The 21,572-nt window shown below is 61.7% G+C and carries 20 protein-coding genes and 2 tRNA genes; 3 read left to right on the top strand and 19 right to left on the bottom strand.

What is annotated here, in order from left to right:
* Positions 1–51: 51 nt before the first annotated feature.
* The 19 genes from BQ4888_RS07985 to BQ4888_RS07895 form a co-directional block, all read right to left on the bottom strand.
* Positions 52–128 (bottom strand) — tRNA-Met (locus BQ4888_RS07985).
* A 43-nt stretch (positions 129–171) separates the two neighbouring features.
* Positions 172–248 (bottom strand) — tRNA-Met (locus BQ4888_RS07980).
* Between the two features lie 146 nt (positions 249–394).
* Positions 395–1,174 (bottom strand): SPOR domain-containing protein, encoded by a 780-nt coding sequence (locus BQ4888_RS07975; protein WP_092056159.1) that lies wholly within the window; start codon positions 1,172–1,174, stop codon positions 395–397.
* Between the two features lie 422 nt (positions 1,175–1,596).
* Entirely contained in the window at positions 1,597–1,953 is a 357-nt protein-coding gene (locus BQ4888_RS07970; RefSeq protein WP_092056156.1) for an FtsB family cell division protein, read from the bottom strand.
* Between the two features lie 87 nt (positions 1,954–2,040).
* On the bottom strand, positions 2,041–2,337 hold the full coding sequence (locus tag BQ4888_RS07965; protein ID WP_092056396.1) for a ComEA family DNA-binding protein: 297 nt from the start codon (positions 2,335–2,337) through the stop codon (positions 2,041–2,043).
* Between the two features lie 238 nt (positions 2,338–2,575).
* Entirely contained in the window at positions 2,576–5,563 is a 2,988-nt protein-coding gene (gene lptD / locus BQ4888_RS07960) for an LPS assembly protein LptD (protein ID WP_092056150.1), read from the bottom strand.
* 52 nt (positions 5,564–5,615) lie between these two features.
* A complete protein-coding gene (locus BQ4888_RS07955; RefSeq protein ID WP_092056146.1) occupies positions 5,616–6,899 on the bottom strand; it encodes a bifunctional folylpolyglutamate synthase/dihydrofolate synthase in 1,284 nt (427 codons plus the stop codon).
* Between the two features lie 3 nt (positions 6,900–6,902).
* Complete coding sequence (gene accD, locus BQ4888_RS07950; RefSeq protein ID WP_092056144.1) at positions 6,903–7,748, bottom strand: acetyl-CoA carboxylase, carboxyltransferase subunit beta; 846 nt, start codon at positions 7,746–7,748, stop codon at positions 6,903–6,905.
* A gap of 160 nt (positions 7,749–7,908) precedes the next feature.
* A complete protein-coding gene (locus tag BQ4888_RS07945; protein ID WP_092056140.1) occupies positions 7,909–8,589 on the bottom strand; it encodes a uracil-DNA glycosylase in 681 nt (226 codons plus the stop codon).
* A gap of 16 nt (positions 8,590–8,605) precedes the next feature.
* Positions 8,606–9,877, bottom strand: coding sequence for a DEAD/DEAH box helicase (locus tag BQ4888_RS07940; RefSeq protein ID WP_092056137.1), 1,272 nt, complete (start codon positions 9,875–9,877; stop codon positions 8,606–8,608).
* 12 nt (positions 9,878–9,889) lie between these two features.
* Positions 9,890–10,504, bottom strand: a complete 615-nt coding sequence (locus BQ4888_RS07935; RefSeq protein ID WP_092056134.1) for a phosphoribosylanthranilate isomerase — start codon at positions 10,502–10,504, stop codon at positions 9,890–9,892.
* A 52-nt stretch (positions 10,505–10,556) separates the two neighbouring features.
* Positions 10,557–11,909, bottom strand: a complete 1,353-nt coding sequence (locus BQ4888_RS07930; RefSeq protein ID WP_092056130.1) for a TrpB-like pyridoxal phosphate-dependent enzyme — start codon at positions 11,907–11,909, stop codon at positions 10,557–10,559.
* An 80-nt stretch (positions 11,910–11,989) separates the two neighbouring features.
* A complete protein-coding gene (gene trpC / locus BQ4888_RS07925) occupies positions 11,990–12,790 on the bottom strand; it encodes an indole-3-glycerol phosphate synthase TrpC (RefSeq protein WP_092056128.1) in 801 nt (266 codons plus the stop codon).
* Positions 12,791–12,825: 35 nt separating this feature from the next.
* Complete coding sequence (gene trpD / locus BQ4888_RS07920; protein WP_092056124.1) at positions 12,826–13,875, bottom strand: anthranilate phosphoribosyltransferase; 1,050 nt, start codon at positions 13,873–13,875, stop codon at positions 12,826–12,828.
* Between the two features lie 85 nt (positions 13,876–13,960).
* Positions 13,961–14,527 (bottom strand): anthranilate synthase component II, encoded by a 567-nt coding sequence (locus BQ4888_RS07915; RefSeq protein WP_092056121.1) that lies wholly within the window; start codon positions 14,525–14,527, stop codon positions 13,961–13,963.
* A 1-nt stretch (position 14,528) separates the two neighbouring features.
* The gene (trpE, locus tag BQ4888_RS07910; RefSeq protein WP_092056118.1) at positions 14,529–16,010 is read right to left on the bottom strand and encodes an anthranilate synthase component I; all 1,482 of its coding nucleotides are present in this window, start codon (positions 16,008–16,010) and stop codon (positions 14,529–14,531) included.
* 87 nt (positions 16,011–16,097) lie between these two features.
* On the bottom strand, positions 16,098–17,348 hold the full coding sequence (locus BQ4888_RS07905; protein ID WP_092056116.1) for a cytochrome c biogenesis ResB family protein: 1,251 nt from the start codon (positions 17,346–17,348) through the stop codon (positions 16,098–16,100).
* A gap of 31 nt (positions 17,349–17,379) precedes the next feature.
* A complete protein-coding gene (locus tag BQ4888_RS07900; protein WP_092056111.1) occupies positions 17,380–18,417 on the bottom strand; it encodes a carboxypeptidase-like regulatory domain-containing protein in 1,038 nt (345 codons plus the stop codon).
* A 51-nt stretch (positions 18,418–18,468) separates the two neighbouring features.
* On the bottom strand, positions 18,469–19,332 hold the full coding sequence (locus BQ4888_RS07895; RefSeq protein ID WP_092056109.1) for a hypothetical protein: 864 nt from the start codon (positions 19,330–19,332) through the stop codon (positions 18,469–18,471).
* A 197-nt stretch (positions 19,333–19,529) separates the two neighbouring features.
* Between BQ4888_RS07895 and BQ4888_RS07890 the strand changes: the two genes are divergently transcribed.
* The 3 genes from BQ4888_RS07890 (at position 19,530) to BQ4888_RS07880 (ending at position 21,449) form a co-directional block, all read left to right on the top strand.
* A complete protein-coding gene (locus BQ4888_RS07890; RefSeq protein WP_170232793.1) occupies positions 19,530–20,537 on the top strand; it encodes a DUF3187 family protein in 1,008 nt (335 codons plus the stop codon).
* Between the two features lie 232 nt (positions 20,538–20,769).
* Positions 20,770–21,021 (top strand): AbrB/MazE/SpoVT family DNA-binding domain-containing protein, encoded by a 252-nt coding sequence (locus tag BQ4888_RS07885; protein WP_092056105.1) that lies wholly within the window; start codon positions 20,770–20,772, stop codon positions 21,019–21,021.
* Positions 21,018–21,449 carry a hypothetical protein gene (locus tag BQ4888_RS07880; RefSeq protein WP_092056103.1) on the top strand — a complete coding sequence of 144 codons (432 nt, stop codon included), beginning with the start codon at positions 21,018–21,020 and terminating at the stop codon, positions 21,447–21,449. The genes BQ4888_RS07885 and BQ4888_RS07880 overlap by 4 nt, the downstream gene beginning before the upstream one ends.
* Positions 21,450–21,572: the final 123 nt, after the last annotated feature.

Genomic DNA, 21,572 nt, shown 5'->3' with positions numbered 1-21,572 from the left:
ACGCCAAACAGACAAACCCCCCACCAGAATCCTGGAGGGGGGTTCGCAAAATGGTGGCGGTGCAGAGATTCGAACTCCGGACACTGCGGATATGAGCCGCATGCTCTAACCAACTGAGCTACACCGCCGTTTGAACTGATATGGTCAACCTCGTTGAAGAGGCTCAAAACTTGGTTGCGGGGGAAGGATTTGAACCTTCGACCTTCGGGTTATGAGCCCGACGAGCTACCAGACTGCTCCACCCCGCGTCATGGAGTCGGGAATTTACCCGCAACACCGAAACAAGTCAAGCAAAAAAATTTGCCCAAAAAGCCGTAAAAGAACCCATGCGTCCGCCGCTGTCCGGCTTACGACAAGCCGCCAGGAAGGCCCTCTACTTCAGACCGGAAGGAGGTCAGTGCTTTTTGATCATCCCGGAGAGGCGCTCCTCGTTTTTCAGCCGTTCCACTACCTGGGAAACCGCCTCGTTCCCGGCATAAGGACCGACCATCACCCGTTGCCAAACCCCCTTATCCCCGAGGTTCGCCTCCTGAACATAGGCACCATACCCTTTCTTGATGAGGCGATCGCGCAAGGCGGTGGCGTCAGAAAGAGCCTTGAAGGACGCAGCCTGCACGACGAATGTCCCCTGAACCACTGGTTTAGGCAGGGGAGCAGGCGTCGTTTCGACCTTCACGGTCGACACGGGCGTTTCGACAACGACCGTGGCGGCTTCGGACGCGGCCGGAACTGCCGAGGCAGGAACAGAGGGAACCGGCGGAGGGGGCCGCAGGGGTGACGGCTCCGTCTTGGCCACCGAAGCTTGCGGCTTTTTCGGTTTTTCCGGAGGAGGCAGATTAATCCCGCTGCCGAGGGGAGGCTGCTCCCCCTTGGGCAACGCTTCGTAAAAAGTCAAGGCCGGTTTCTCTGCGCCGTCCTCGACGACAGGCGCCGCCGGGGCTGCCGGCGCGGAAGTAGGCTCAACGGCCGGAAGCGATTCGGCCAGGGGCGGAGGAACCGGCAAGTGAGGCGTTACCGACTCGGTTGGAGCCGCAACGGTCCCGGAAGAGCCCCGGCCCACCATGATTCCCAGAAAAAAACTGACCAGGGAAATACCCAGCAGCAAGACAACCAGAAGAATCGCATGTTTTTTCTCCATGCGTCTCTGGGTGCGGGACTGCATCTGCTTCACCATTCAAACCTCCAAAACCGGCACACTTCAACAAAATCCGTTCCCGCCCCGCAATTGTGGCGGTCATTCGCAAATCCCCACACTACCCTTACTCCGGCGGGATTCAGTCCTGTCGATCTTCCTTCTGTTCAGTCCGGGCACGCTCCCGTTCCTTGCGCAGCATGACATCCTCGCTGAAATCCGGACAATGCAAGGAACTGTCATCTCCGCGAGAAAAACGTTTGGCACAATGAGCTCGCCAGGCACAAAGCGGGCAAAGGGTAGGAACGTCCTGGGTCATGAACTGTGACTCCTCACATCAAAGCTAGCGGAACGGGGCTTGCTCATCCTAGCCCCTGGAGAACTCCCCTGTCAAGAAAGGGGAAATTCGAGACCACAGATGAGAAGAAAGGAAGGGATTGAGACAGAAGAGAGGAGATAAAACCCTATGGGCGGGAAGCACCCTCGGCTTTCGCAGCGGAAGCGCCGGCGGACGAATTCTTTTCCTGGGAACGAAACTGATAGATCAGTTCATCCTCCTTGACCATTCCCAACTCCTTACGAGCGATGCCTTCAAGAAAGCGGGGATTGGACTTAAGATTTTCAATCTCCCTGCGCAGTTCCTGGTTGACCGCCTCAAGCGCCTGGACCTGGCGCAACAGATCTTCTTTTTGCTGATTGGCACGGAGGGCACACAAAATCCCCTTGTCGCCCCAAACGGCCACACCAAGGATTACCAGAACAAGAAGAGCCGGCCAGAGGGAAAGCCAGTTTTTTTTACCCGCAGAATCGTTTTCCGCCATCGAATTACCCTAAAAACCGGGCCGTCCCCAGAGGGCACGGCCCGAGAAAACATGAGATTATATATTTGCCATCCCGAACAGCTGTGGCTACTTAACAGTCACCAGCTCGCGGAACTTCCCCAGAGATTTCTCACCAATCCCCTTGACTTCGACCAACTGATCCACCGATTTGAAAGAGCCGATTTCGCTGCGGCGGTCAAGAATCCGCTGAGCGGAAACTGGTCCCACACCAGGAAGGGACTCCAGCTGCTCCAGGGTCGCCGTATTGATGTTGATCACCTTTTGCACCGCTACGGCTTTCGGGGCCGCGAAGACTTCGGTGTGAGGCATGGCGAAAGTCAACAACATCCCCATGATAACCAGTCTGCAAATTTTTTTCATCATTTTTCCCTCGTGCTCAATTAAGGTTATGAAGTCACGGCATTCCAAAACAACCCCAATCCTCCTCCTTCCTCCTGATAATAACCAACCCGGCCAGGCCGCCGCCAGCGAGACCGACAACACACCGGAGAGAAATTAACAAACCCAAACATTTGACGTCAATAATTAATTTCCCCAGCAGTAAAAAAACCGGCTGCCGCCGGTTTTGGGTTTTCATTTTACTGTGAGCAGGCACCAAGAACTATTCCTCGTCGACCTGGGTACTCCCCAAATTTCCGCCCATGCGTAAAACATTGCCGATCCCACTCAAGGCGAACACCAGAACATACTGCCGTTCATCGATCCTGTCACGCAGGGTCAAAAAGAGACTCCAGCACTGGGAGCGATATTCCAGATCGAATACTTTCTCGAGGCTAACCTGATCCTGGATATCATAGCGATGCTGATAGCCAAGGTAAAATGGTGCAAGCAAAGCCAGGGACGCTGTCCCTGAGACATATTCGGACCCCTGAGTGGCATACTCGGTCTCAGCCCGGGAGTAGCGATAATCGACCGAGAGGCTGTTTCCTCCCTGATCCCGCAAACCGGTACGCGCATTAAAGCCATCCAGGCTGCGGCTGTGAAAATCATACCGTGCATCCAAGTCGACAAAGGTATTGCGGGTTGGCGACCAGAGCAACTCGGCCCGAACATCCCCCAGGGGATCGACGTCATTCACATCCTGACGATCATGGCGGGATTGTCGAACATCGTAGCTTTGCGAAAGCCGGACATTGAGAAATTCCAGATACTCCACTACCCCGGGCTGAGGCTCCAGCCGAGCAGTGAAACGATTGGTCAGGGAGTAAGTGACGCGATTCGCGACCCCAATCCGGTCCAGGGAATCAAAATAAGGCAAATGATCCTGTGATTCGTTAGGAACATGGGAATAGACCACTTCCGGGTCAATGCTGTGGCGGATTTTCCTATAATTGCCCAGTCCACCATGAAACACGCGGGAGAAACTGGTCCCCATCCGCAACGAGAAGTCGTAGATGCCGGCATCCTCTGAACCGGGACCAGAAGAGGACGTCTCATAGAGACGCTCGCGGTAGCCTAGTTCCGGAACAACTTCAAGCCAAGGAAACGGTGAGAAGAAAGCGGAAAGGTACGGCCGGACATTCAGTCGCTGTCCCTTTATCTTGCTGGTTTCCCAATCGCCCGTCACCACTTCTTCTTCCCGCCAGAAATAGGTGTAGGCCGAAGCCAAACCGAAAAAGAAAGGGCTTTGACCAAGACGCCGGCGCAGGGCATCGAAGCGAACTTCCGGTAAACGCTGCAGAGTCGTATCGTCGTCGAATTCCAATTCCTGGGTATAGTCGAACTCCGCGGCAATTATATTGTTTTTCCAGTCGCGGCTCAAATAAACCACCGACTCGGACTGGTCCTTGGTGTATTCCTCCGCGACGGTTCCGAATTCGTCGAAGTAGTCACGATTGCTGACATATTCCACATCAGCACTCAACGTCCAGTCACCGGGCAGGGTGCCGAGATGAGTCCATTCCATGGCGTAGCGATCATCCTCATCGAGGGTGTCCGCCAGATCCGGTTCATCCTTGAGCTTGTCCCGCAGATACTCGTCACGGATGTTGTTGACGTAGTAGCCGCGCAGTGTGCCTTCGTTGTCGGCGCCGAAGATATATCGATATTCCACGCCTTGGCCAATACCGAAATCGGAAAGATAATCGACGGAGATGGTCGCATCCTGATTGCGGGCGATCACCTGATAATAAGCAAGGGAAAGTTCGGCGCCACGCTTGTCCGAATAGCCGAAACGGGGCATGAGCATGCCCGACTCCCGTTCGGTTTTGGCGGGGAAGACGATGTAGGGGAGATAGAAAACCGGCCAGTCGTGCAGATAGAAAAGAACATTGCTGGCCCGGGCATATTTGCCGAGGGTCACATCGATATGCCGAGCACCGAACTTCCAGGAAGGGATGTCACCGTCACAGGTGGTGAAAAATCCCCTTTCCAACTGGTAATCCTGCTCGCCGATCCGCTTCAACTCTTCGCCGGCCAGATGGAAGTTGTGCTCTTTGATAAAAACCTTGCCACTGCGGATCCGGCCTACTCCCGTTTCCATATTGTAATCGGCCTGTTCCGCCCGCAGGCTTCCCGACGGATCGGTGAGATAGACATTTCCCGTCGCGTCGGCATCCCCGGTCAGGTCGTTAAAGAGCATCTGATCCGCGTCGAGGGTTACGCCCCCCTTGGTCAGACGCACCCCCCCACGCGCCGTGTAAAGGGAAGCCTCCCGATCATAACTCAACTCATCCGCCTCCAGATTGACCGGGGCCGGACCGCTCAGATCCTGGAGGCCCGGTCCCGTCGAGGAAACGGCGGCGGGCTTTTGTGAGGTCGCAACTGGAGCGGGGGTTTCCGGCGCGTCGATCACAGTCTCTCCAACGGACTCGCCCTCAGCAATGACTACGTCCTCTGCTCGGGAGAGGTCCTCGGTCCCGGTGGGAGCGGCGAGCGCCTCCTCGGAAGACTCAGCCGCTACCGACTCCCGAAGTGCCTCCGGTTCCGGTACTGGAGCATGCACCAGCGAAGGTGCCGCAACCAAAGGAGCTGTGACCGGCGTAACGAGAGTCGCAGGAGCCGGCAGGGATGTTTCAATGGGAGGGAGAGAGCGACTGGGGACAGCGGGCTCCTCCGCAAGCGGCGGAGCTTCTGCCGGGGGATAATCCGCGATCACTGTGGCGGGGGGGGAAACTTTGGCGCCCACCAAGTGGGAGATGCCCGAAGCCGCGAGCAGCTGACGTCCTTCCGGATCGCCACCCATCGCCGTCAAGGCCAATTCCAGGCGATTACGCAAACCCCGGCGTACCCCTTGGCGGGCGACCACCAGCTCGGTGGACTGTCCGGAAGCGGCCGAAAGGGGGACAACCGTAGCCAAAACCTCGAACTCTCCCGCCTGCTGCTGACGGACATAACTGACGGTAAAGGCCGCCATGTCCACGGTCCGGTAGCGGTTCAGCCATTCATGGAGATCCGTGACCTCCTGAAACTCCCGCACTTCCACTTCTTCACCAAGCCGCCGAGAAAGGTAGTCGGCCAAGACCTGGGCCTCTTCCAGGGAAGGGAAAAAATGGGTCGCCTTGGGCACGACCCCGAAGGTGAGGCGTGCCTGAACCGGCGCCACCCAGCAAAAGATCATGAACAACAGAAACAGCAGCCTGACTCGCATCACAGCAAAGGATCCTTTACCAAGGAAAACCCACAGGTGGATTCAGTTATCATCATAACAGGGGATCCGCCATCGGACTGTCTCCGGCCAGATATTCCCGGGCGGCCGCAACCAGAAAGAGGGAACCGGCGACCAAAACGATCTCCCCCGGGCGCTGCTCCTTGAGAGCGGCGGCCAACGCCTCCGCGCAGCAAGAAAAGACCCGTGCCGGGCGGCCGGCGTCCCGGCCCAGCCGAGCTAGAGCCTCCGGTGGCACCGCTTCCTCGACCGGCGGCGAGGTGCAATAGAGCTCCGTAACCCAAGGCAAAAGTGGAGAAAGGATCGCCGAGGCCTCCTTGTCCCCTTTCAGCCCGACAACCCAGCGGACGGTACGGGGCGAAAGATGACGCAGATAGTCGGCAAGCACCGCCGCCCCCCCCTCGTTGTGGGCGCCGTCAAGCAAAATCCGCCGCTGCCCACCCCACCACTCCAGGCGGCCGGGCCAGCGCGTTTTGGCAATTCCGGCACGAGCGACCGTCGGCGTCAGAGGCACCCCTTGTTCGGCCAGGATCTCCGCCGCCCCCAGAGCCAGGGTCAGGTTCTCCCGTTGATGGTCGCCAAGGAGGCCGGGGCGTAGACCCTCCAGCACCCAGTGGCATCCGTGCCAAGCCAAAGGGTCGTCATCCCCCTCGGGCCCGAGCACGCTGCCGACATCGCGGACCGGGGCCTGCTTCTCTCGAGCCAGGTCACGAAGCACCCGCTCGGCCTCGGGAGCCTGCCGTCCCAGAACCAGGGGGACGCCGGACTTGATGATCCCCCCCTTTTCCCCGGCGATGGTTGCCAAATCATCACCGAGATGCCCGGCATGATCGCGGCAGATCGAGGTGATGACCGTCACCTGGGGGGAGTCGACGGCATTGGTGGCGTCGAGGCGGCCACCCATGCCCGTCTCCAGGACCGCGAAATCGACCCGTTCCCGCTGAAAATGGAGCAGAGCCATGGCCGTGGTGAACTCGAAGAAGGTGCTCGGCAGATTCCCGGCAACCCTGCGCAATTCCTCGGTGTAGTCCGCTACCTGCTTTTCCTCGATGGGGACGCCGTTTACCCGGATGCGTTCAGTGAAGGAATGAAGATGGGGGGAGGTGTAGAGTCCGACCCGCAACCCCGCTTCCCGCAGGATCCGGTCCAGGTAGGCGCAGACCGAACCTTTGCCGTTGCTGCCGGCGACATGGATGACGCCGTAGGCGCACTCGGGATGCCCGAGCCGGTCGAGCAGGGTGCGGATATTCTCTAACCCCAGCTTGATGCCGAATTTCTGCAACCCGTAGAGGTAATCGAGACTCTCCCGGTAGGCCACGGATCAGCTCTTGGTGAAGATCCGCAGAATCTGGGAGAGGCGCTGTTTCATTTCCTGGCGAGGGACGATCATATCGACCATGCCGTGCTCCAGGAGATACTCGGAGCGCTGGAAGCCTTCGGGCAGGGTCTGGCGGATCGTCTGTTCAATGACCCGGGGGCCGGCGAAGCCGATCAACGCTTTGGGCTCGGCCATGTTGATGTCGCCGAGCATGGCGAAACTGGCGGTCACCCCGCCGGTGGTCGGATCGGTCAGAACCGAAATGAAAGGCAATCCGGCCTTTTTCAGCTTGGCCAGGGCGGCGCTGGTCTTGGCCATCTGCATCAGGGAAAGGATACTTTCCTGCATGCGCGCCCCGCCGGAAGAGGAGAAGATGAGGACCGGACAGCGTTTTTCCAATCCCAGCTCGATGACCCGGGTGATCTTCTCCCCGACCACCGACCCCATGCTCCCCCCCATGAAACCAAAGTCAAAAACGGCAATGGCCACCGGCAGACCTTCGATCGTCCCCTTGCCGCAGATCACCGCGTCGCCGCTGCTCTTTTTGACGGCGGCGCGAATCCGGTCCTTGTAGCGCTTGGAATCCTTGAAATCGAGAAAGTCCACGGACTCCATGGCGGCATCCATCTCGGCGAAGGAGCCCTGGTCGATCACGAGACTGATCCGCTCCCGGGCGGAGATGCGGAAGTGGTAGTCGCACTTGGGACAGACGTTGAGGTTGCGCTCAACTTCCTTGGTGTAGATGATCTCGTTGCAGTTCTTGCATTTGGTCCAGACCCCTTCGGGCATCTGGACTTTTTTCGATTCCACTTCGGCGATGGGCGCCTTGGAGCGCTTGAACCAGGACATATGTCTACCTCGTGATGATTGAGTTTCGGCGTGAGCTCGTCGAACGGTTCGAAAGGCGGCGTAAAATGCCGTTTCCGCGAGTTCGCCCAAGGCGAGGCAGGCGCTGGTCGCACCTTGTGCCAGAACGAATTCCCTACATTAATCGAAGCCTTGCTCCATTTCAACCGTTTTCTCGGAGCGCAAGCTCCCGAACCTGAGCCAGCAAATCAAGAAACATGGGCGCATCGATCCGCCTGGTCTGAACATTGTAACGGCTGGTATGGTAACTGGCGACCAGGGTCAGACCGTTGCTTAAGGGATAGGCGGCGCCGTGGCCAAAGGGGCAATCGGAGAGCCGGGCGACCAGCCCCGCTTCCTTAAAAAGACGCAGGCAGCTGACGAAGGCCCCTTGACCAAGGGCCAGTACCACCTTGAGTCGGGGCAAAGCGGCCAGCTCCGCCGCCAGGAAGGGGCGACACTGGTCAAATTCAACAGGCAGCGGCTTATTCTCCGGCGGCGCGCATTTGACCGCGTTGCTGATGTAGAGATCGGTCAGGCGCAGCCCGTCACCGAGGTCGGAAACCTCCGGGCGATTGGCGAATCCGGCTTGATGCAGCAGGGGATACATGAAATCCCCGGCGCCGTCGCCGGTGAAGGGGCGCCCGGTGCGATTGGCGCCGTGGGCGCCGGGGGCCAGCCCGACCAGCAGCACCCGCGCCTGGGGATCGCCGAAGCCGGGCACTGGCCGGTTCCAGTAATCCTCCCGACCACGCCCCCCCTTCGGCGGCAGGGCACTCAGATAGTCGACGAGACGCGGGCAGCGGCGACAGCTCGCCACCCGCTCGACAAAAGCCTTATCCATGCCACCCCTTTCCGGTTCAGGCAGAGGGCTTGCCATCGGACCTGGGCTTGCCCCGACGCCGAGGCTTCTTCGCCTTCGCAGCGGCCGCCGCCGGCTTGGCATGAGCCGGGGGAGCTTTTTTACGGGGCGCGCCGCGTTTGTAGTCCCAGAAGAAATCATCCTCCTCGGGAAACCGGCTGGGAATCTTTCGGCCGATATATTCCTCGATATCGGGCAGATGGAAGACCAGATCCTCGTCGGCGAAGCTGATCGCCTTGCCGAGGGCGCCGGCCCGGGCGGTGCGGCCGATGCGATGGACGTAATCCTCTGGATCCTGGGGCAGGTCGTAGTTGATGACGTGGCTCACGGCATCGATATGAATCCCCCGGGAGGCGACGTCGGTCGCCACCAGAAAGGTCAACTTGCCCTCCTTGAAGTCGGCGAGGATGCGCATCCGCTTGTTCTGCGGAATATCGCCGGAAATCACCGCCGCTTTCAGATCGTTGGCCTTGAGGCGCTCGGTGAGATATTCGGCTTCCCGCTTGGTATTGACGAAAACCAGGACCCGTTCGGCGTCCAACTCCTTCTTGAGCAATCCCATCAGCAGCGGGAATTTTTCCCGTCGGGAGGCATGATAGAGCAACTGCTCGACCCGTTCGGCGGTGACCTGTTCGGGCAGGATTTCGACCCGCTCCGCCAGATCCATGAACTCGTAGGCCAGCTCGCGCACCCGTGGGGACAGGGTGGCGGAAAAGAGCATGGTCTGGCGGTGTTCGAAATCCGGGAGCTTGCGCAGGATATAGCGCAGGTCCTTGATGAAGCCCATGTCGAACATGCGGTCGGCTTCATCGATAACCAGTGCCTCGATGCGGTCGAAGGTAAAGACCCGCTGCTTGGCATAGTCGATGAGCCGCCCCGGGGTGGCGACGATGATGTCGACACCATCCTTCAGGGCCTGGCGCTGCTTGTCGTAATCCATGCCGCCGAAGATCGCCTGCACCTTGATCGGGCAGTGAGCCCCGAGTCCCTTGGCATCCTCGACAATCTGCACCACCAGTTCGCGCGTCGGCGCCATGATCAGGGCGCGGGGGTTGTTGCTGGTGCGTTTGCCACTGGTCAGCAGCCGGGTAAAGAGGGAGACGAGGAAGGCGGCGGTCTTGCCAGTGCCGGTTTGGGCCTGGGCCGCCACATCCTTGCCGGAGAGGGCGATGGGGATGGTTTCTTCCTGCACCGGCGTGAGTTCGGTGAAGCCGACCTCGGCGACCCCTTTGAGGACCGCTTCGGGCAGATTCAGTTCGGTGAATTTCATGGTTTCCTTTCGTTAAAGAGCGGCGCGTGCATTCCGAATGAATGCCGCGACCAGCGCCGGGTCCTTGCGCCCCGGGGAGCTTTCGACACCGCTGGAGACGTCGACGCCGTAAGGGCGCACCTGGCGGATCGCCTCGGCGACATTCTCCGGATTGAGTCCGCCGGCGAGAATGACCGGGCGTTCGGCGGCGAGACGGGCCGCCAGTTTCCAGTCGCCGAGTTGGCCGGTGCCGCCATAGCTGTCCGGATGCCAGGCATCGAGCAAGAGCGCGGAAACGGAAAAATGCTCGACTCCGGCCAGGCTCTCCTCCCCCCGAACCCGCAGCGCCTTGAGCACCCGATGAGGGGGGAAAAGGCACGCCTCCGGTCCCTCGTCGCCGTGCAGCTGAATCACATCCAGCCCGCAGAAGTCGACGATCTCGCGGATCGTTTCCGGACTCTCGTTGACAAAGAGCCCGACCGTGGTCACGAAGGGGGGCAGCGCGGCGACGATCGCCCGCGCCTGCTCCCTGGTGACACACCGGGGACTCTTTTCATAGAAAACCAGCCCCAGCGCGTCCGCCCCGCAGGCACAGGCCTGCAGGGCGTCGTCGACATGGGTGAGGCCGCAGATCTTGATCCTGATCATCTGTCACCCCGGCAGGGGCGATCACAAGGATCACCCCTACGAACATCTTTGCCTAATCCACCTTTGGCAGCTGGGAGAGGGACTCCTTGATCGCCTCGGTCGGATATTCGTAGTCGGTGAGCTTGCCGGCGAAGAAGTCGTCGTAAGCGGTCATGTCGACATGGCCGTGGCCGGAGAGATTGAAGAGTATGGTCTTTTCCTTCCCTTCTTCCTTGGCCTGCAAGGCCTCGTCGATGGCACCGCGAATAGCGTGACTCGACTCGGGGGCGGGGATGATCCCCTCGGTGCGCGAGAAGAGGACCGCCGCGTCGAAGCAGGCGAGCTGATGCACCGCCTTGGCCTCGATCACCCCGGCGGCGAGCAACTGGGAAACCAGGGGGGAAGCGCCGTGGTAACGCAGACCGCCGGCGTGGATACCCGGCGGCATGAAGTCATGGCCGAGGGTGTACATCTTCGCCACCGGCGCCATCTTGGCGGTGTCGCCATAATCGAAGGCATAGACACCCCGGGTCAGAGTCGGGCAGCTCGCCGGTTCTACCGCCAGCACCCGCACCTGCTTGCCATTGGCCTTGTCGGCGACAAAGGGGAAGCCGATCCCGGCAAAGTTGGAACCGCCGCCGTGACAGCCGATGACGACATCGGGATAATCCCCGGCGATGGCCATCTGCTCCTTGGCCTCAAGGCCGATGATCGTCTGATGCAGACAGACGTGGTTGAGGACGCTTCCCAGGGCGTAGCGGGTATCCTCGCGGGAAACGGCATCCTCCACCGCCTCGCTGATGGCCAGGCCGAGGGAACCGCCGTTCTCCGGATCCTTGGCGAGCATGGCGCGGCCGGCGTTGGTCTGGTCCGACGGCGAAGGGATGACGTTCGCCCCCCAGAGCTGCATCATACTCTTGCGGTAAGGCTTCTGCGCGAAGGAAACCTTGACCATGTAGACAGTGCACTCCAGACCGAACATCTGGCAGGCCAGGGCGATGGAACACCCCCACTGCCCGGCGCCGGTTTCGGTGGCGATGCGCTTGGTCCCGGAGATCTTATTGAAATAGGCCTGGGGCACGGCGCTGTTCGGCTTGTGCGAACCGGCCGGGGAAACACCTTCGTACTTGTAGTAGATCTTCGCCGGGGTGCCGAGGGCTTTCTCCAAGCGATGCGCACGAAAGAGGGGGGAGGGACGCCAGATCCGGAAAATCTCCCGCACCGGCTCGGGAATCTCGATCCAGCGCTGCTGGGAAACTTCCTGCTCAATCAGGGGCATGGGGAAGATCGGCAGCAGATCCTCCGGCTTGACCGGCTGCATCGTCCCGGGATGAATGACCGGCGCCAGCGGGCCCGGCATGTCGGGAATGACATTGTACCAGTATTTGGGGATGCGGTCTTCCGGCAACAGGATCTTGTTCTGCATCGCTCTCTCCTTGAATTTTCGCGGTAGGGGCGACGCATGCGTCGCCCTAGGCGCCCCCGCGGGACGCCCCAAAGTATCAATCATCCAATAAGTTCTTCCAACTTGGCGCCGATATCGGCCTCGCGCATCAGCGCCTCGCCGACAAGAAAGGCCCCGGCGCCGGCCTTGAGCAGACGTTTGACATCGGCGCGGCCGTTGATGCCGCTCTCGGCGACAACCAACCGCTCCGCCGGAACCAGCGGCCGCAGGCGTTCGGTGACGCCGAGATCGGTGACGAAGGTGCGCAGGCTGCGGTTATTGATCCCGATCAGCTCGCAGTCGGTTTGCAGCGCCAGCTCCAGCTCCGCCTCATCGTGCACTTCAAGCAGCACGTCGAGGCGCAGTTCCCGAGCGCAGGCGATAAAATCCCGCAGCTGGGACAGATCAAGCATCGCCGCGATGAGCAGCACCGCGTCGGCGCCGAAGGCGCGGGCCTCGACAATCTGATAGGGATCGCAGATGAAGTCCTTGCGCAGCAGCGGCAAAGAGACCTGCTCGCGGATCAGGCCGAGATACTGGAGATGGCCGAGAAAGAACTTTTCATCGGTGAGCACCGAAAGACAGGTGGCCCCGTGCGCCTGGTAAGTTTCGGCGATAGTGATCGGATCGAAATCGGGACGGATCACCCCCTTGGAGGGGGAGCCCTTCTTCACCTCGGCGATGACCGCCGTCCCTCCCGCCTCGTGCATGATCCGCAAGGCGCGAACAAAGCCCCGCGGCTGATCCTCGACCAGCTCCAGTCGCTGCCGCAGGCGCTCCATGGGAAATTTGGCCTTCGCGGTGGCGACCTCCTCGCGCTTGTGCGCGACGATCTTCTTCAAAATGTCGGGGGTATCGTTCATCGATAGTTTCCGTAGGGGCCTTTTGCGGCGCCCGATTATTCGTTCGTCATCCCCGCCAAAGCGTCGACCTTGGCCAGCGCCCGCCCTTCGTCGATGGCCTCGCGGGCCAGCGCCAGACCGGCGGGGATATCCTCGGCGGCGCCGGCGGCGACCAGGGCGTAGGCCGCGTTAAGCAGCACCACATCCCGACGGGGGCTGGTTTCCCCCTGGAGCACGCTGCGCACGATTTCGGCATTGCCGACCGCGTTGCCCCCTTGCAGGGCGCTCATCGGGCAACGGCTGAGACCAAAATCCTCCGGTTCGATGGTGAAAACCTTGACCTTGCCGTCACGGATTTCCGCGACCCGGGTCGGCCCGGTCAGAGTGATCTCGTCCATGCCGTCCATACCGTAAACGACAAAGCCCCGGCGGCAACCGAGACGGGCCAGCACCTGGGCGAGGGGTTCGACCAGCGCTTCCTGATAGACACCGAGCACCTGACAATCGGCCCCGGCGGGGTTGGTCAACGGCCCGAGGATGTTGAAGATGGTGCGGATACCGACCTCCTTGCGCGGGCCGATGGCGTACTTCATCGCCCCGTGCAGGGCCGGCGCGAAGAGAAAGCCGATGCCGAGCTCGCGGATACACTCCTCGACCTTCTCCGGGGTCACGTCCAGGTTCACCCCGAGCTTTTCCAGCACGTCGGCGCTGCCGCAGAGGGAAGAGACCGAGCGGTTGCCGTGTTTGGCCACCTTGACCCCGCAGGCGGCGACCACGAAGGATACGGTCGTCGAGATATTAAAGGTGTTGGTGCCGTCGCCACCGGTGCCGACCACGTCGAGGATCGTCTCCTGGTCGAGGTTGATGTCCTCGCGGTCGATATCGAGCACCTTGCCGACGCGGATCGGCGTGGCCCGGTCGCGCATGACCCGGGCGGCACCGGTGATCTCGTCCACCGTCTCCCCCTTCATGCGCAGCGCGGTGATGAAGGCGGCGATCTGCGCCGGCGTCGCCTCGCCGCCCATGATCTGATCCATCACGGCGATCATTTCCGTCTCGGTGAGATCCTTGCGCTCCACTATTTTGGCTATCGCTGCTTTAATCATTCTACTCTCCGTGATGGGTGGGGAGTGAAGGGTGAGAGGAAAACAAAAGCGCCTTTCTCCTCACTCCTCACCCCTCACGATTCATTCAGCTCATCTCGAGAAAATTGTTCAGCAGCTTCTTCCCTTCCAGGGTCAGAATCGACTCGGGATGAAACTGCACCCCCCAGACCGGCAGGTCGCGGTGCTCCAGCCCCATGATTTCCCCTTCCGCCGTCCAGGCCGTCACCCGCAGACAGTCCGGCAGCGTTTCCCGTTCGACGAGCAGGGAATGGTAGCGGGTGGCGTCGAAGGGGTTGGCCAGACCGGCGAATAGCCCCCGGTTGTCGTGATGGATCGGGCTGGTCTTGCCGTGCATGAGGGAAGCGGCGCGGACGATCCTGCCGCCGAAGGCCTGACCGATGGACTGATGTCCGAGGCAGACGCCGAGAATGGGAATCTTCCCCGCCAACCGCTGGATGGCCGCGACGGAGATGCCCGCCTCCAGGGGCGAACAGGGTCCGGGAGAGACGACCAGGCGCCGGGGCGCCTTCTTTTCGATCTCGTCGATGGTGATCTTGTCGTTGCGGTACACCTCCACCTCGGCGCCGAGTTCCCGAAAGTACTGGACGATGTTGTAGGTGAAGGAGTCGTAGTTGTCGATCATGAGGAGCATGTCAGTTCAGCCCCTTTCGCGCCATGGTGATGGCGGACATGGCGCCTTGCGCCTTGTTGACGGTCTCCTGATACTCGGTATCCGGGTCCGAGTCCGCGACGATCCCCGCCCCGGCTTGCAAGTGGATGCGCCCATCGCGGATGACCAGGGTGCGGATGGCGATAGCCATGTCCATGTTGCCGGAAAAGGAGAAGTAACCAACGGCGCCGCCGTAGATCTCGCGCCGGCAGGGCTCCAGTTCGTCGATGATTTCCATCGCCCGGATCTTCGGTGCGCCGGAGAGGGTGCCGGCGGGGAAGGTGGCGCGGAAGACGTCGAAGGCATCGCGCCCTTCGAGCAGATGGCCGCGCACGTTGGAGACGATGTGCATGACGTGGGAATAACGCTCGATCACCATCAGCTCGCTGACCTCCACCGAACCGGTGCGGCTGACCCGGCCGAGGTCGTTGCGACCGAGATCGACGAGCATGATGTGCTCGGCCCGCTCCTTGGGATCGGCCAGCAGTTCTTCCTCCAGCACCAGATCCTGCTCGGCCGTCATTCCCCGGGGACGGGTGCCGGCGATGGGACGGACCTCGACTTGGTCCCCCTCCTTGCGCACCAGCACCTCGGGCGAGGCGCCAACTACCAGGGTATCGCCGAAACGCAGGAAGAACATATAGGGAGAAGGATTGATGGTGCGCAGGGCGCGGTAGATGTCGAAGGGGTCGGTCGCGCCTAGGGGGCCGGAGAAACGCTGGGACAGCACCACCTGAATGATATCGCCGGCGCGGATATATTCCTTGCAGCGCTCCACCGCCGCCATGAAACCCTCGCGGGTGTAATCCGACTCCATGACCGGCGACTCGGTCGAAATCTCCGGAGCGTGACGGGGCAGAGGTGCGCGCAACTGCTCGATCAGTTTATCGATCTGGGCGACTCCCTGGCGATAGGCGGCCTCGATGTCGGCGTCGGGAGCGAGGTGGACGTTGCACACCACTTTGATCTTCTGACGCATGTTGTCGAAGATCAGCAGCTTTTCCGTGAGCAGAAAGCACGAGTCGAAAGCGCCGATGCGGGCAGGGTTGGCGTCGGGCAGTTCCTCGACGAAACGCACCATGTCGTAGCCGAGATAGCCGACGGCGCCGCCGAAAAAACGGGGCAGGCCGTCGATGGGCACCGGCCGGTAAGGGGCGAGAAAGGCCTTGAGCTCGGCCAGGGGATCGGCGCAATCCCCTGACTGGATGACGCGCCCGTCCTCCAACACTTCATAACGCTTCCCCCGGCTGCGAAAAACCCGCCCCGGACCGCTGCCGAGAAAAGAGTAACGCGCCCACTTCTCTCCCCCTTCGATACTTTCCAGCAGAAAAGAGGTCTTGCCGTCGTCGATCTTCTTGAAGGCGGAAACGGGGGTTTCCATGTCGGCCAGGATTTCCCGGTAGATGGGAATCAGGTTGCCCTGTGTGGCCAGGGAGGCGAACTGCTCGGGGGAAGGGAAATACATCGGGGCTCCGCGTATCCGCCGCCGGGACTTTCGGAGGGGATAAATGAGAAAAAAGTGGCGTAATCTACCATGCCCCCTCCCGAACCGTCAAGGATCATACCGGTCGGCGGAGGTACCGGCCTCGGCGGTAACGGACACGGCGAGAGCGTGCAGCAGGACTTGGAGATCAGCGCTTCCGGCCTCGCCGGCAAAGCCCCGCAGCGGCTCAAGTACGCCCCGCCCTTCCGGCCAGGCGAAAAGCAGCACCCGCCAGCGCCGGAAAAAGGCCGTCAACAGGCCGAGACTCAAGAGGACGCAGCCGCTCCAGACCAGCGGCTCGCCAGGGTCGCGGCTGAGCTGGAAACCGGCGAACCAGAAGCCGAACGGATCCCGGCCATGGGCGGTCTGGTAAATGGTCACGCCGCGATGGACCAGGGGTCGGTTGACCTCGATGACCCCCTGCTTTACCACCTGTCCCTCCTCGAGAATGGACACCTCGCTGTGCAACTGTTTCAGCATCGGATCCCGGAAGGCGTCGGGGTGGAGGGTCAGTCCGAAGGCGATCGGGCTCGTTTCCTTGCCCCCCGCGGGGAGCGCCTGGTAACGACCGAGGGGAAGGCCGTCGCGGTAAAGCTGCAGAAAAAGCATCTGTTCGAAGGGGAGAAATTTTTCCACCTGCGCCGTCAGTCCCGGGCGGGGCAACTCGACCGTCTCTCCTTCGCGGGTGGTCAGCAGCAGCGGCGGGCGGCTGCCGTCGGCTTCGACCACGGCGAGGCGCAGTTCGATGGGGTAATGGACCGGCTCGAAATGATCGAGGCGCAAGGTGAAGCCCAAGGGGCGATCGGCCTGGGCCGCCCAGTCGAAATAGTCCGTCGCCTCGTGCCCCACATGGAGTTGGCGGGTACCGACGAAACCGGCGCCACCGAGGAGCGCCCCGGCCATGATCAAGAGCAGGGAGAGATGCACCACCGTCCCCCCCCAGCGCCCGCCGATGCCTTGCTGGGCGAGGAGCCCCTGGGGATGAGCGACGACCCGATAACCGAGAGCGGCCAGACGGGCGGCCGCCCGGTCGCGATCCAGGCCCTCGGGCAAGACCCGCCACGGGGGGTCGAGATCGGCGCTATTTAAGGGAAAGGTCGGCACCGCGAGCATGCGCCGTCGCTGCAGCAGCGAACGGACCGTGCAGACGCTCAGATTCAGGGCGAGCAGGCCAAGCAGCAGACGAAACCAGAGTCGCTGGTAAAAGATCTCGTAGCGCCCCTCCTCCAGGGGGGCGAAGGTGCCGAAGACCGCCGCCAGGGCCAGGCCCAAGAGCAGCGGCACGGTCAGCCGCAGCGAGGCGAGAGAGCGCCAGATCATGGGCTGGAGACCTCCCTGACAGAGGACACCCCTACCACATCTCCTCCACCACAATCTCCACCCCGGATCTGTCCTGGCCGGTCTCTACTAGGATCGAACCATCGCTGGAATCGGCGAAGCGGCCGTAGCGTTCCCCCGGCTGCGGTGTGCCGCCGAGGGTGTCACGGGCCGCGAGATAGTAGGTACCGCCCGCGGCGAAGGAGAGAACGAAGCGGCCGTCGGCGTCGCTCGGCCGACTGACGTAGAGGGGGCGATTGAGCATGGTCGGGTCGCTGTAAAGAATCGCCCGCGCCCCGGCCACCGGCTTTCCCTCGCCATCGACGATGCGCCCGTGGATGCTGGTCTGGCCGAAGAGGGATTCGGCCAGACGCTCGACCTTCTCCGGCACTTCCAGCATCGGCAAGGTCAGTTGCAGCACCTGGTCCGGGCCGACCACCACCGGGTTGCCGGGATAGTAGCCGATAAAATCCCCGGCCCGCAACGGTCCGGCGAAGCCCCCCGCCTGCCGTTGCCGGGCCAGCAGGTAGTAGGTGCCGGGGGAAAGGGGCAGATCGAAGCGCCCTTCGGCATCGCTCGGCGCCGACAGCCCCAGGCCCATCCCTTTGAGTTGGTCATTGAGATCGGTATAGACATAGACGATGGCGTCGGCCAGGGGTTCCTCCCCGACCAGGGTCCGCCCCGCCACGCCGGTGGAAAACTCGACTTTGCGCTCGCTCACCGCCGGATTTTCCGCGACCAGCGCCAGATTCATCCCGCTAAGCCCGTCCTCCGGCACCGCCACCGGATTGCGGCCGTAGTAGGCGAAGAAGCCGCCCCCCCGGGCGAGGAAGAAGTATTGCCCGGCGGGCAACTCCAGGGAGAAAAGGCCGTCTTTCCCCGTTGCCGCCGAACGGTGCGGCGCCTCGCCAGCAAGGGAGGCCGCCGCCAGCGGATAGGCCAGCACCTGCACCCCCGCCGTCGGCACTTTCCCGCCGTCCGTCGTCACCTTGCCGGCAACGGTCGCGGCCGAGGCCGAAGATCCCCAGCACAGCGTCAGAAAGACAATCAGTTTACAAAAAGTCCGCATCATTCCCACTCCCCACTCCCCACTCCCCACTCCCCACTCCCCACTCCCCACTCCTCACTCAAGCTCCCGGCTCTTGCCCCAATCGGAAAAGCCCCAGGACTGGAAACGCGGCACCCAGGGGGAAGCCTCCCCGGAAGAAGGCATTTCGCCCCGAGGCTTGTCCCAGTCGTCATCCGCCGTTGTTTCGGTCGCAACTTCCGGCCGGGCAACGGGCGTGGGTGTCGCCGCGGGAACAACAGGATGCGCCTGGGACTGACGGAGATCGCTCCCCTGCGGAGCCGCCACCGCTTCCGGAGCGGTCGCTGTGCCCGATGTCTTGGCAGGCGCGGCAACCGGCGCGTTTGTTTGCGACGGGAGGGCGGTAGCGGTTTCAGCAGCGGCGGGCGGTGCCGGGGCGACCTGCACCGGAACGGGCTCCACCACAGCGGGCTTCGACGCGGGCGGGGTGGCAACCGGCGCGGCCGTCACCACCTGCGCTGGAACGGCAGCAGCCTGGGCCTGCTTTTTCCGCACTCCGGCGAGCAGCGCCTTCACCCCCTGGCGCGGGCTTTCCGACGGTCCGAGGTAATAACTCGATTCGGCGACCAGGGCCTGATCCACCGACTTGTAGAAGCGGGTATGCAGACTCTTCGGGCGCATGAAGGTCTTTCCGGACTCATCGATATCCAGCGCCTCGACCACGGAAAGTTGCACCTCCACCTGCGCTTCGGGAGATTCGGCGGGGAGCACTCGGTAGCCCATCCCCTCTAATTCCTCCCGCGCCGTCGCGACCAACTCGGAGTAGGCCTCCGCCGGCCCCTGCAACGCCACCGTCGAAACCGTGCTCCAGTCGAAACCGGGGCGCACCCGGGCATGCCAGGAAGCACAGCCGGCCAAACCTATCACCAAGGCAACAAGCCAAAATCGAAATACACGCATGGGCAACTCCTCGCTTAGGGGATGAAACAATCCTTGTGAGATTAACGTGAGCGGGGTCGCCATGCAACGATTAAACGGCGGCCCGGCCTCACCCCCTTTTGTTTTGACAGCACCGAATGGCTGCGTTAAAACAGGCCTCGGTACTCTTCAGTCTGTCACTTTCATCCCCATCCACCCCAAGACAAAGGTATCGACTCATGATCGCTTGCCGCATCCTGCCCTGGCTGGCCCTGTCGTTGATCCTCCTGGCCGGTTCCGCCGCGGGCGCCGAACTCGCTATCGGCCCTTTCCAAACCGGCAACCGCGCCCCCATGACCCAGATTTTCGGCTTGCCGACCCCCGGCCATACCCTGATCCTCCCCCCCGGCGAACACGCCGCCGAACTCGCCCTGGATACGGCGCAGAACTACACCCACAACAGCAGCGGCGGTGAGAGCGCCTTCTTCGACGGCGAAACCTACCGTTTCAACCTCAACCTGCGCCGAGGCCTGACGCCGCGTCTCGAAGTCGGCCTCGATCTTCCCTACCTGATGCACCGGGGGGGCTTTCTCGACGGCTTCATCGAAGGCTGGCACGACACCTTCGGCCTCCCCCAGAACGGCCGCGACAAGGCGTCCCGCGACGAGCTGCGCTACAGCTACATCCGTAACGGCAAGCAGGAAGTCCTGGTCGACGATCACGCCCAGGGAATCGGCGACATCCGCCTCAATGCCGCCTGGCAGCTCGCCCGCGCCGAAGGGGACGAGCCCTGGGGGACCGCCCTGCACGCCGCCCTCAAGCTCCCCACCGGCGACAGCGACGATCTGCTCGGCAGCGGCAGCACCGACCTCTCCCTCTGGCTTTCCGGCAACCGCAGCTGGCGCCAGGGCGATTCCGCCCTCGCCCTCTTCGGCAGCTTCGGCCTCATGGGCATGACCGACGGCGACGTCGTCGAAGAACAGCAGCGCAACCTGGTCGGCTTCGCCATGCTCGGCGGTGGCTGGCGCCCCTGGTCGTGGATCGTCCTCAAGCTCCAGCTCGACGGCCACACCTCCCTCTACGACAGCGACCTCAAGGAACTCGGCGATCCCGCCGCCATTCTCACCGTCGGCGGCGACCTCGCCCTCGGCGAAAAGACCGCCCTGGAAATCGGCGTCAGCGAAGACATCGCCACCGAAACCGCCTCGGACGTCGTCTTCCGCCTCGCCCTGCGCAGTCGCTTCTAGAATTCCCCCACCCCCCAAATACAGCGAGGCGGCCCCAATCCGGAGCCGCCTCGCTGCTTTTGTACTACTTCAACTGGAGCCAGTAGGATGCGGTGAACGGAAGTGAACCGCATCAAATCGGAAACTTGGGAAAGTTGACTTTTCAAGATGTGCCGCCGATGTTTTTCCTGCTTTGACATCCCTACGAATGTCCGCTAAGCTGAAATTCAGCTTTTCAACAGGAGAACATTATATGCGCGAAAACATCATCGTTTCCAGTCGCGGCCAAATTACCTTGCCCGCAGCCTTTCGGAAAAAGCTGGGGATCCGGCCCGGCGGGGTGATCATTGCCGAAGACCGTAATGGTGAGGTCGTTTTGCGTCCGGCAGCTGTTCTCGAGATCGAAACCTATACGGATTCGGACATCGAGCGCTGGAACCGGGAAGACCGGCTCGATCCGCTGGAAAAAGAGGCCATTTTGAGGAAATTTGAGGCGGAATTGTGAGAAGAATCTTTCTCGACGCCAACGTCATCTTCACGGCCGCACACAACCCCGTCGGCAAGGCCGCCTTGCTGATTGACCTCGCGGCGCGACTCTCCTGGCAAATCATTACCAGTCGCCTGGCGGAGGAAGAAGCACGGCGGAATCTTGAAAACAAATACCTGCAAAGCCTGCCCCGGCTGGCAACGATTCTGTCCGTGATGGACATTATCCCCGGCGGCGAAGGACTGAAATGTCCCCTCGACCTCCCCGCCAAAGACCGCCCCATCTTCGAAGCCGCCCTGCTGAGCGGTTCCACCCACCTTCTGACCGGCGACCTCAAACATTTCGGCCCCCATATGAACAGGCCGGAGAAGACCTCCGGCATCGTCGTGCAAACCGTCGCCGACTTTTTCCGCGACCTGACGGAAAAACCCCAGGCAGGGGGATAGGATGCGGTGAACGAAAGTGAACCGCATCAGCCGGGACAACTTAGAAAAAGTTGCTTTTCAAGACTTGACCCCAGATTTTTGACCCCGGCTTTTCCCAAGTGGTGGGGTTCCCTCGCAGGGGAC

It is taken from the genome of Desulfuromonas acetexigens (assembly GCF_900111775.1).
GTDB classification, from domain to species: Bacteria; Desulfobacterota; Desulfuromonadia; order Desulfuromonadales; family Trichloromonadaceae; genus Trichloromonas; species Trichloromonas acetexigens.
Note: the sequence above shows the minus strand (reverse complement) of the source record. Positions and strands in the feature narration are given on the sequence as shown.

Bases quoted from the DNA above. Each gene is read 5' to 3' on its own strand.
- BQ4888_RS07930 (WP_092056130.1), bottom strand. From the start codon at position 11,909: ATGCAGAACAAGATCCTGTTGCCGGAAGACCGCATCCCCAAATACTGG.
- BQ4888_RS07900 (WP_092056111.1), bottom strand. From the start codon at position 18,417: ATGATGCGGACTTTTTGTAAACTGATTGTCTTTCTGACGCTGTGCTGG.
- BQ4888_RS07945 (WP_092056140.1), bottom strand. From the start codon at position 8,589: ATGGATAAGGCTTTTGTCGAGCGGGTGGCGAGCTGTCGCCGCTGCCCG.
- trpC (WP_092056128.1), bottom strand. From the start codon at position 12,790: ATGAACGATACCCCCGACATTTTGAAGAAGATCGTCGCGCACAAGCGC.
- BQ4888_RS07965 (WP_092056396.1), bottom strand. From the start codon at position 2,337: ATGATGAAAAAAATTTGCAGACTGGTTATCATGGGGATGTTGTTGACT.
- accD (WP_092056144.1), bottom strand. From the start codon at position 7,748: ATGTCCTGGTTCAAGCGCTCCAAGGCGCCCATCGCCGAAGTGGAATCG.
- trpD (WP_092056124.1), bottom strand. From the start codon at position 13,875: ATGATTAAAGCAGCGATAGCCAAAATAGTGGAGCGCAAGGATCTCACC.
- lptD (WP_092056150.1), bottom strand. From the start codon at position 5,563: ATGCGAGTCAGGCTGCTGTTTCTGTTGTTCATGATCTTTTGCTGGGTG.
- BQ4888_RS07935 (WP_092056134.1), bottom strand. From the start codon at position 10,504: ATGATCAGGATCAAGATCTGCGGCCTCACCCATGTCGACGACGCCCTG.
- BQ4888_RS07970 (WP_092056156.1), bottom strand. From the start codon at position 1,953: ATGGCGGAAAACGATTCTGCGGGTAAAAAAAACTGGCTTTCCCTCTGG.
- BQ4888_RS07905 (WP_092056116.1), bottom strand. From the start codon at position 17,348: ATGATCTGGCGCTCTCTCGCCTCGCTGCGGCTGACCGTGCCGCTGCTC.
- BQ4888_RS07890 (WP_170232793.1), top strand. From the start codon at position 19,530: ATGATCGCTTGCCGCATCCTGCCCTGGCTGGCCCTGTCGTTGATCCTC.
- BQ4888_RS07915 (WP_092056121.1), bottom strand. From the start codon at position 14,527: ATGCTCCTCATGATCGACAACTACGACTCCTTCACCTACAACATCGTC.
- BQ4888_RS07940 (WP_092056137.1), bottom strand. From the start codon at position 9,877: ATGAAATTCACCGAACTGAATCTGCCCGAAGCGGTCCTCAAAGGGGTC.
- trpE (WP_092056118.1), bottom strand. From the start codon at position 16,010: ATGTATTTCCCTTCCCCCGAGCAGTTCGCCTCCCTGGCCACACAGGGC.
- BQ4888_RS07895 (WP_092056109.1), bottom strand. From the start codon at position 19,332: ATGCGTGTATTTCGATTTTGGCTTGTTGCCTTGGTGATAGGTTTGGCC.
- BQ4888_RS07975 (WP_092056159.1), bottom strand. From the start codon at position 1,174: ATGGTGAAGCAGATGCAGTCCCGCACCCAGAGACGCATGGAGAAAAAA.
- BQ4888_RS07885 (WP_092056105.1), top strand. From the start codon at position 20,770: ATGCGCGAAAACATCATCGTTTCCAGTCGCGGCCAAATTACCTTGCCC.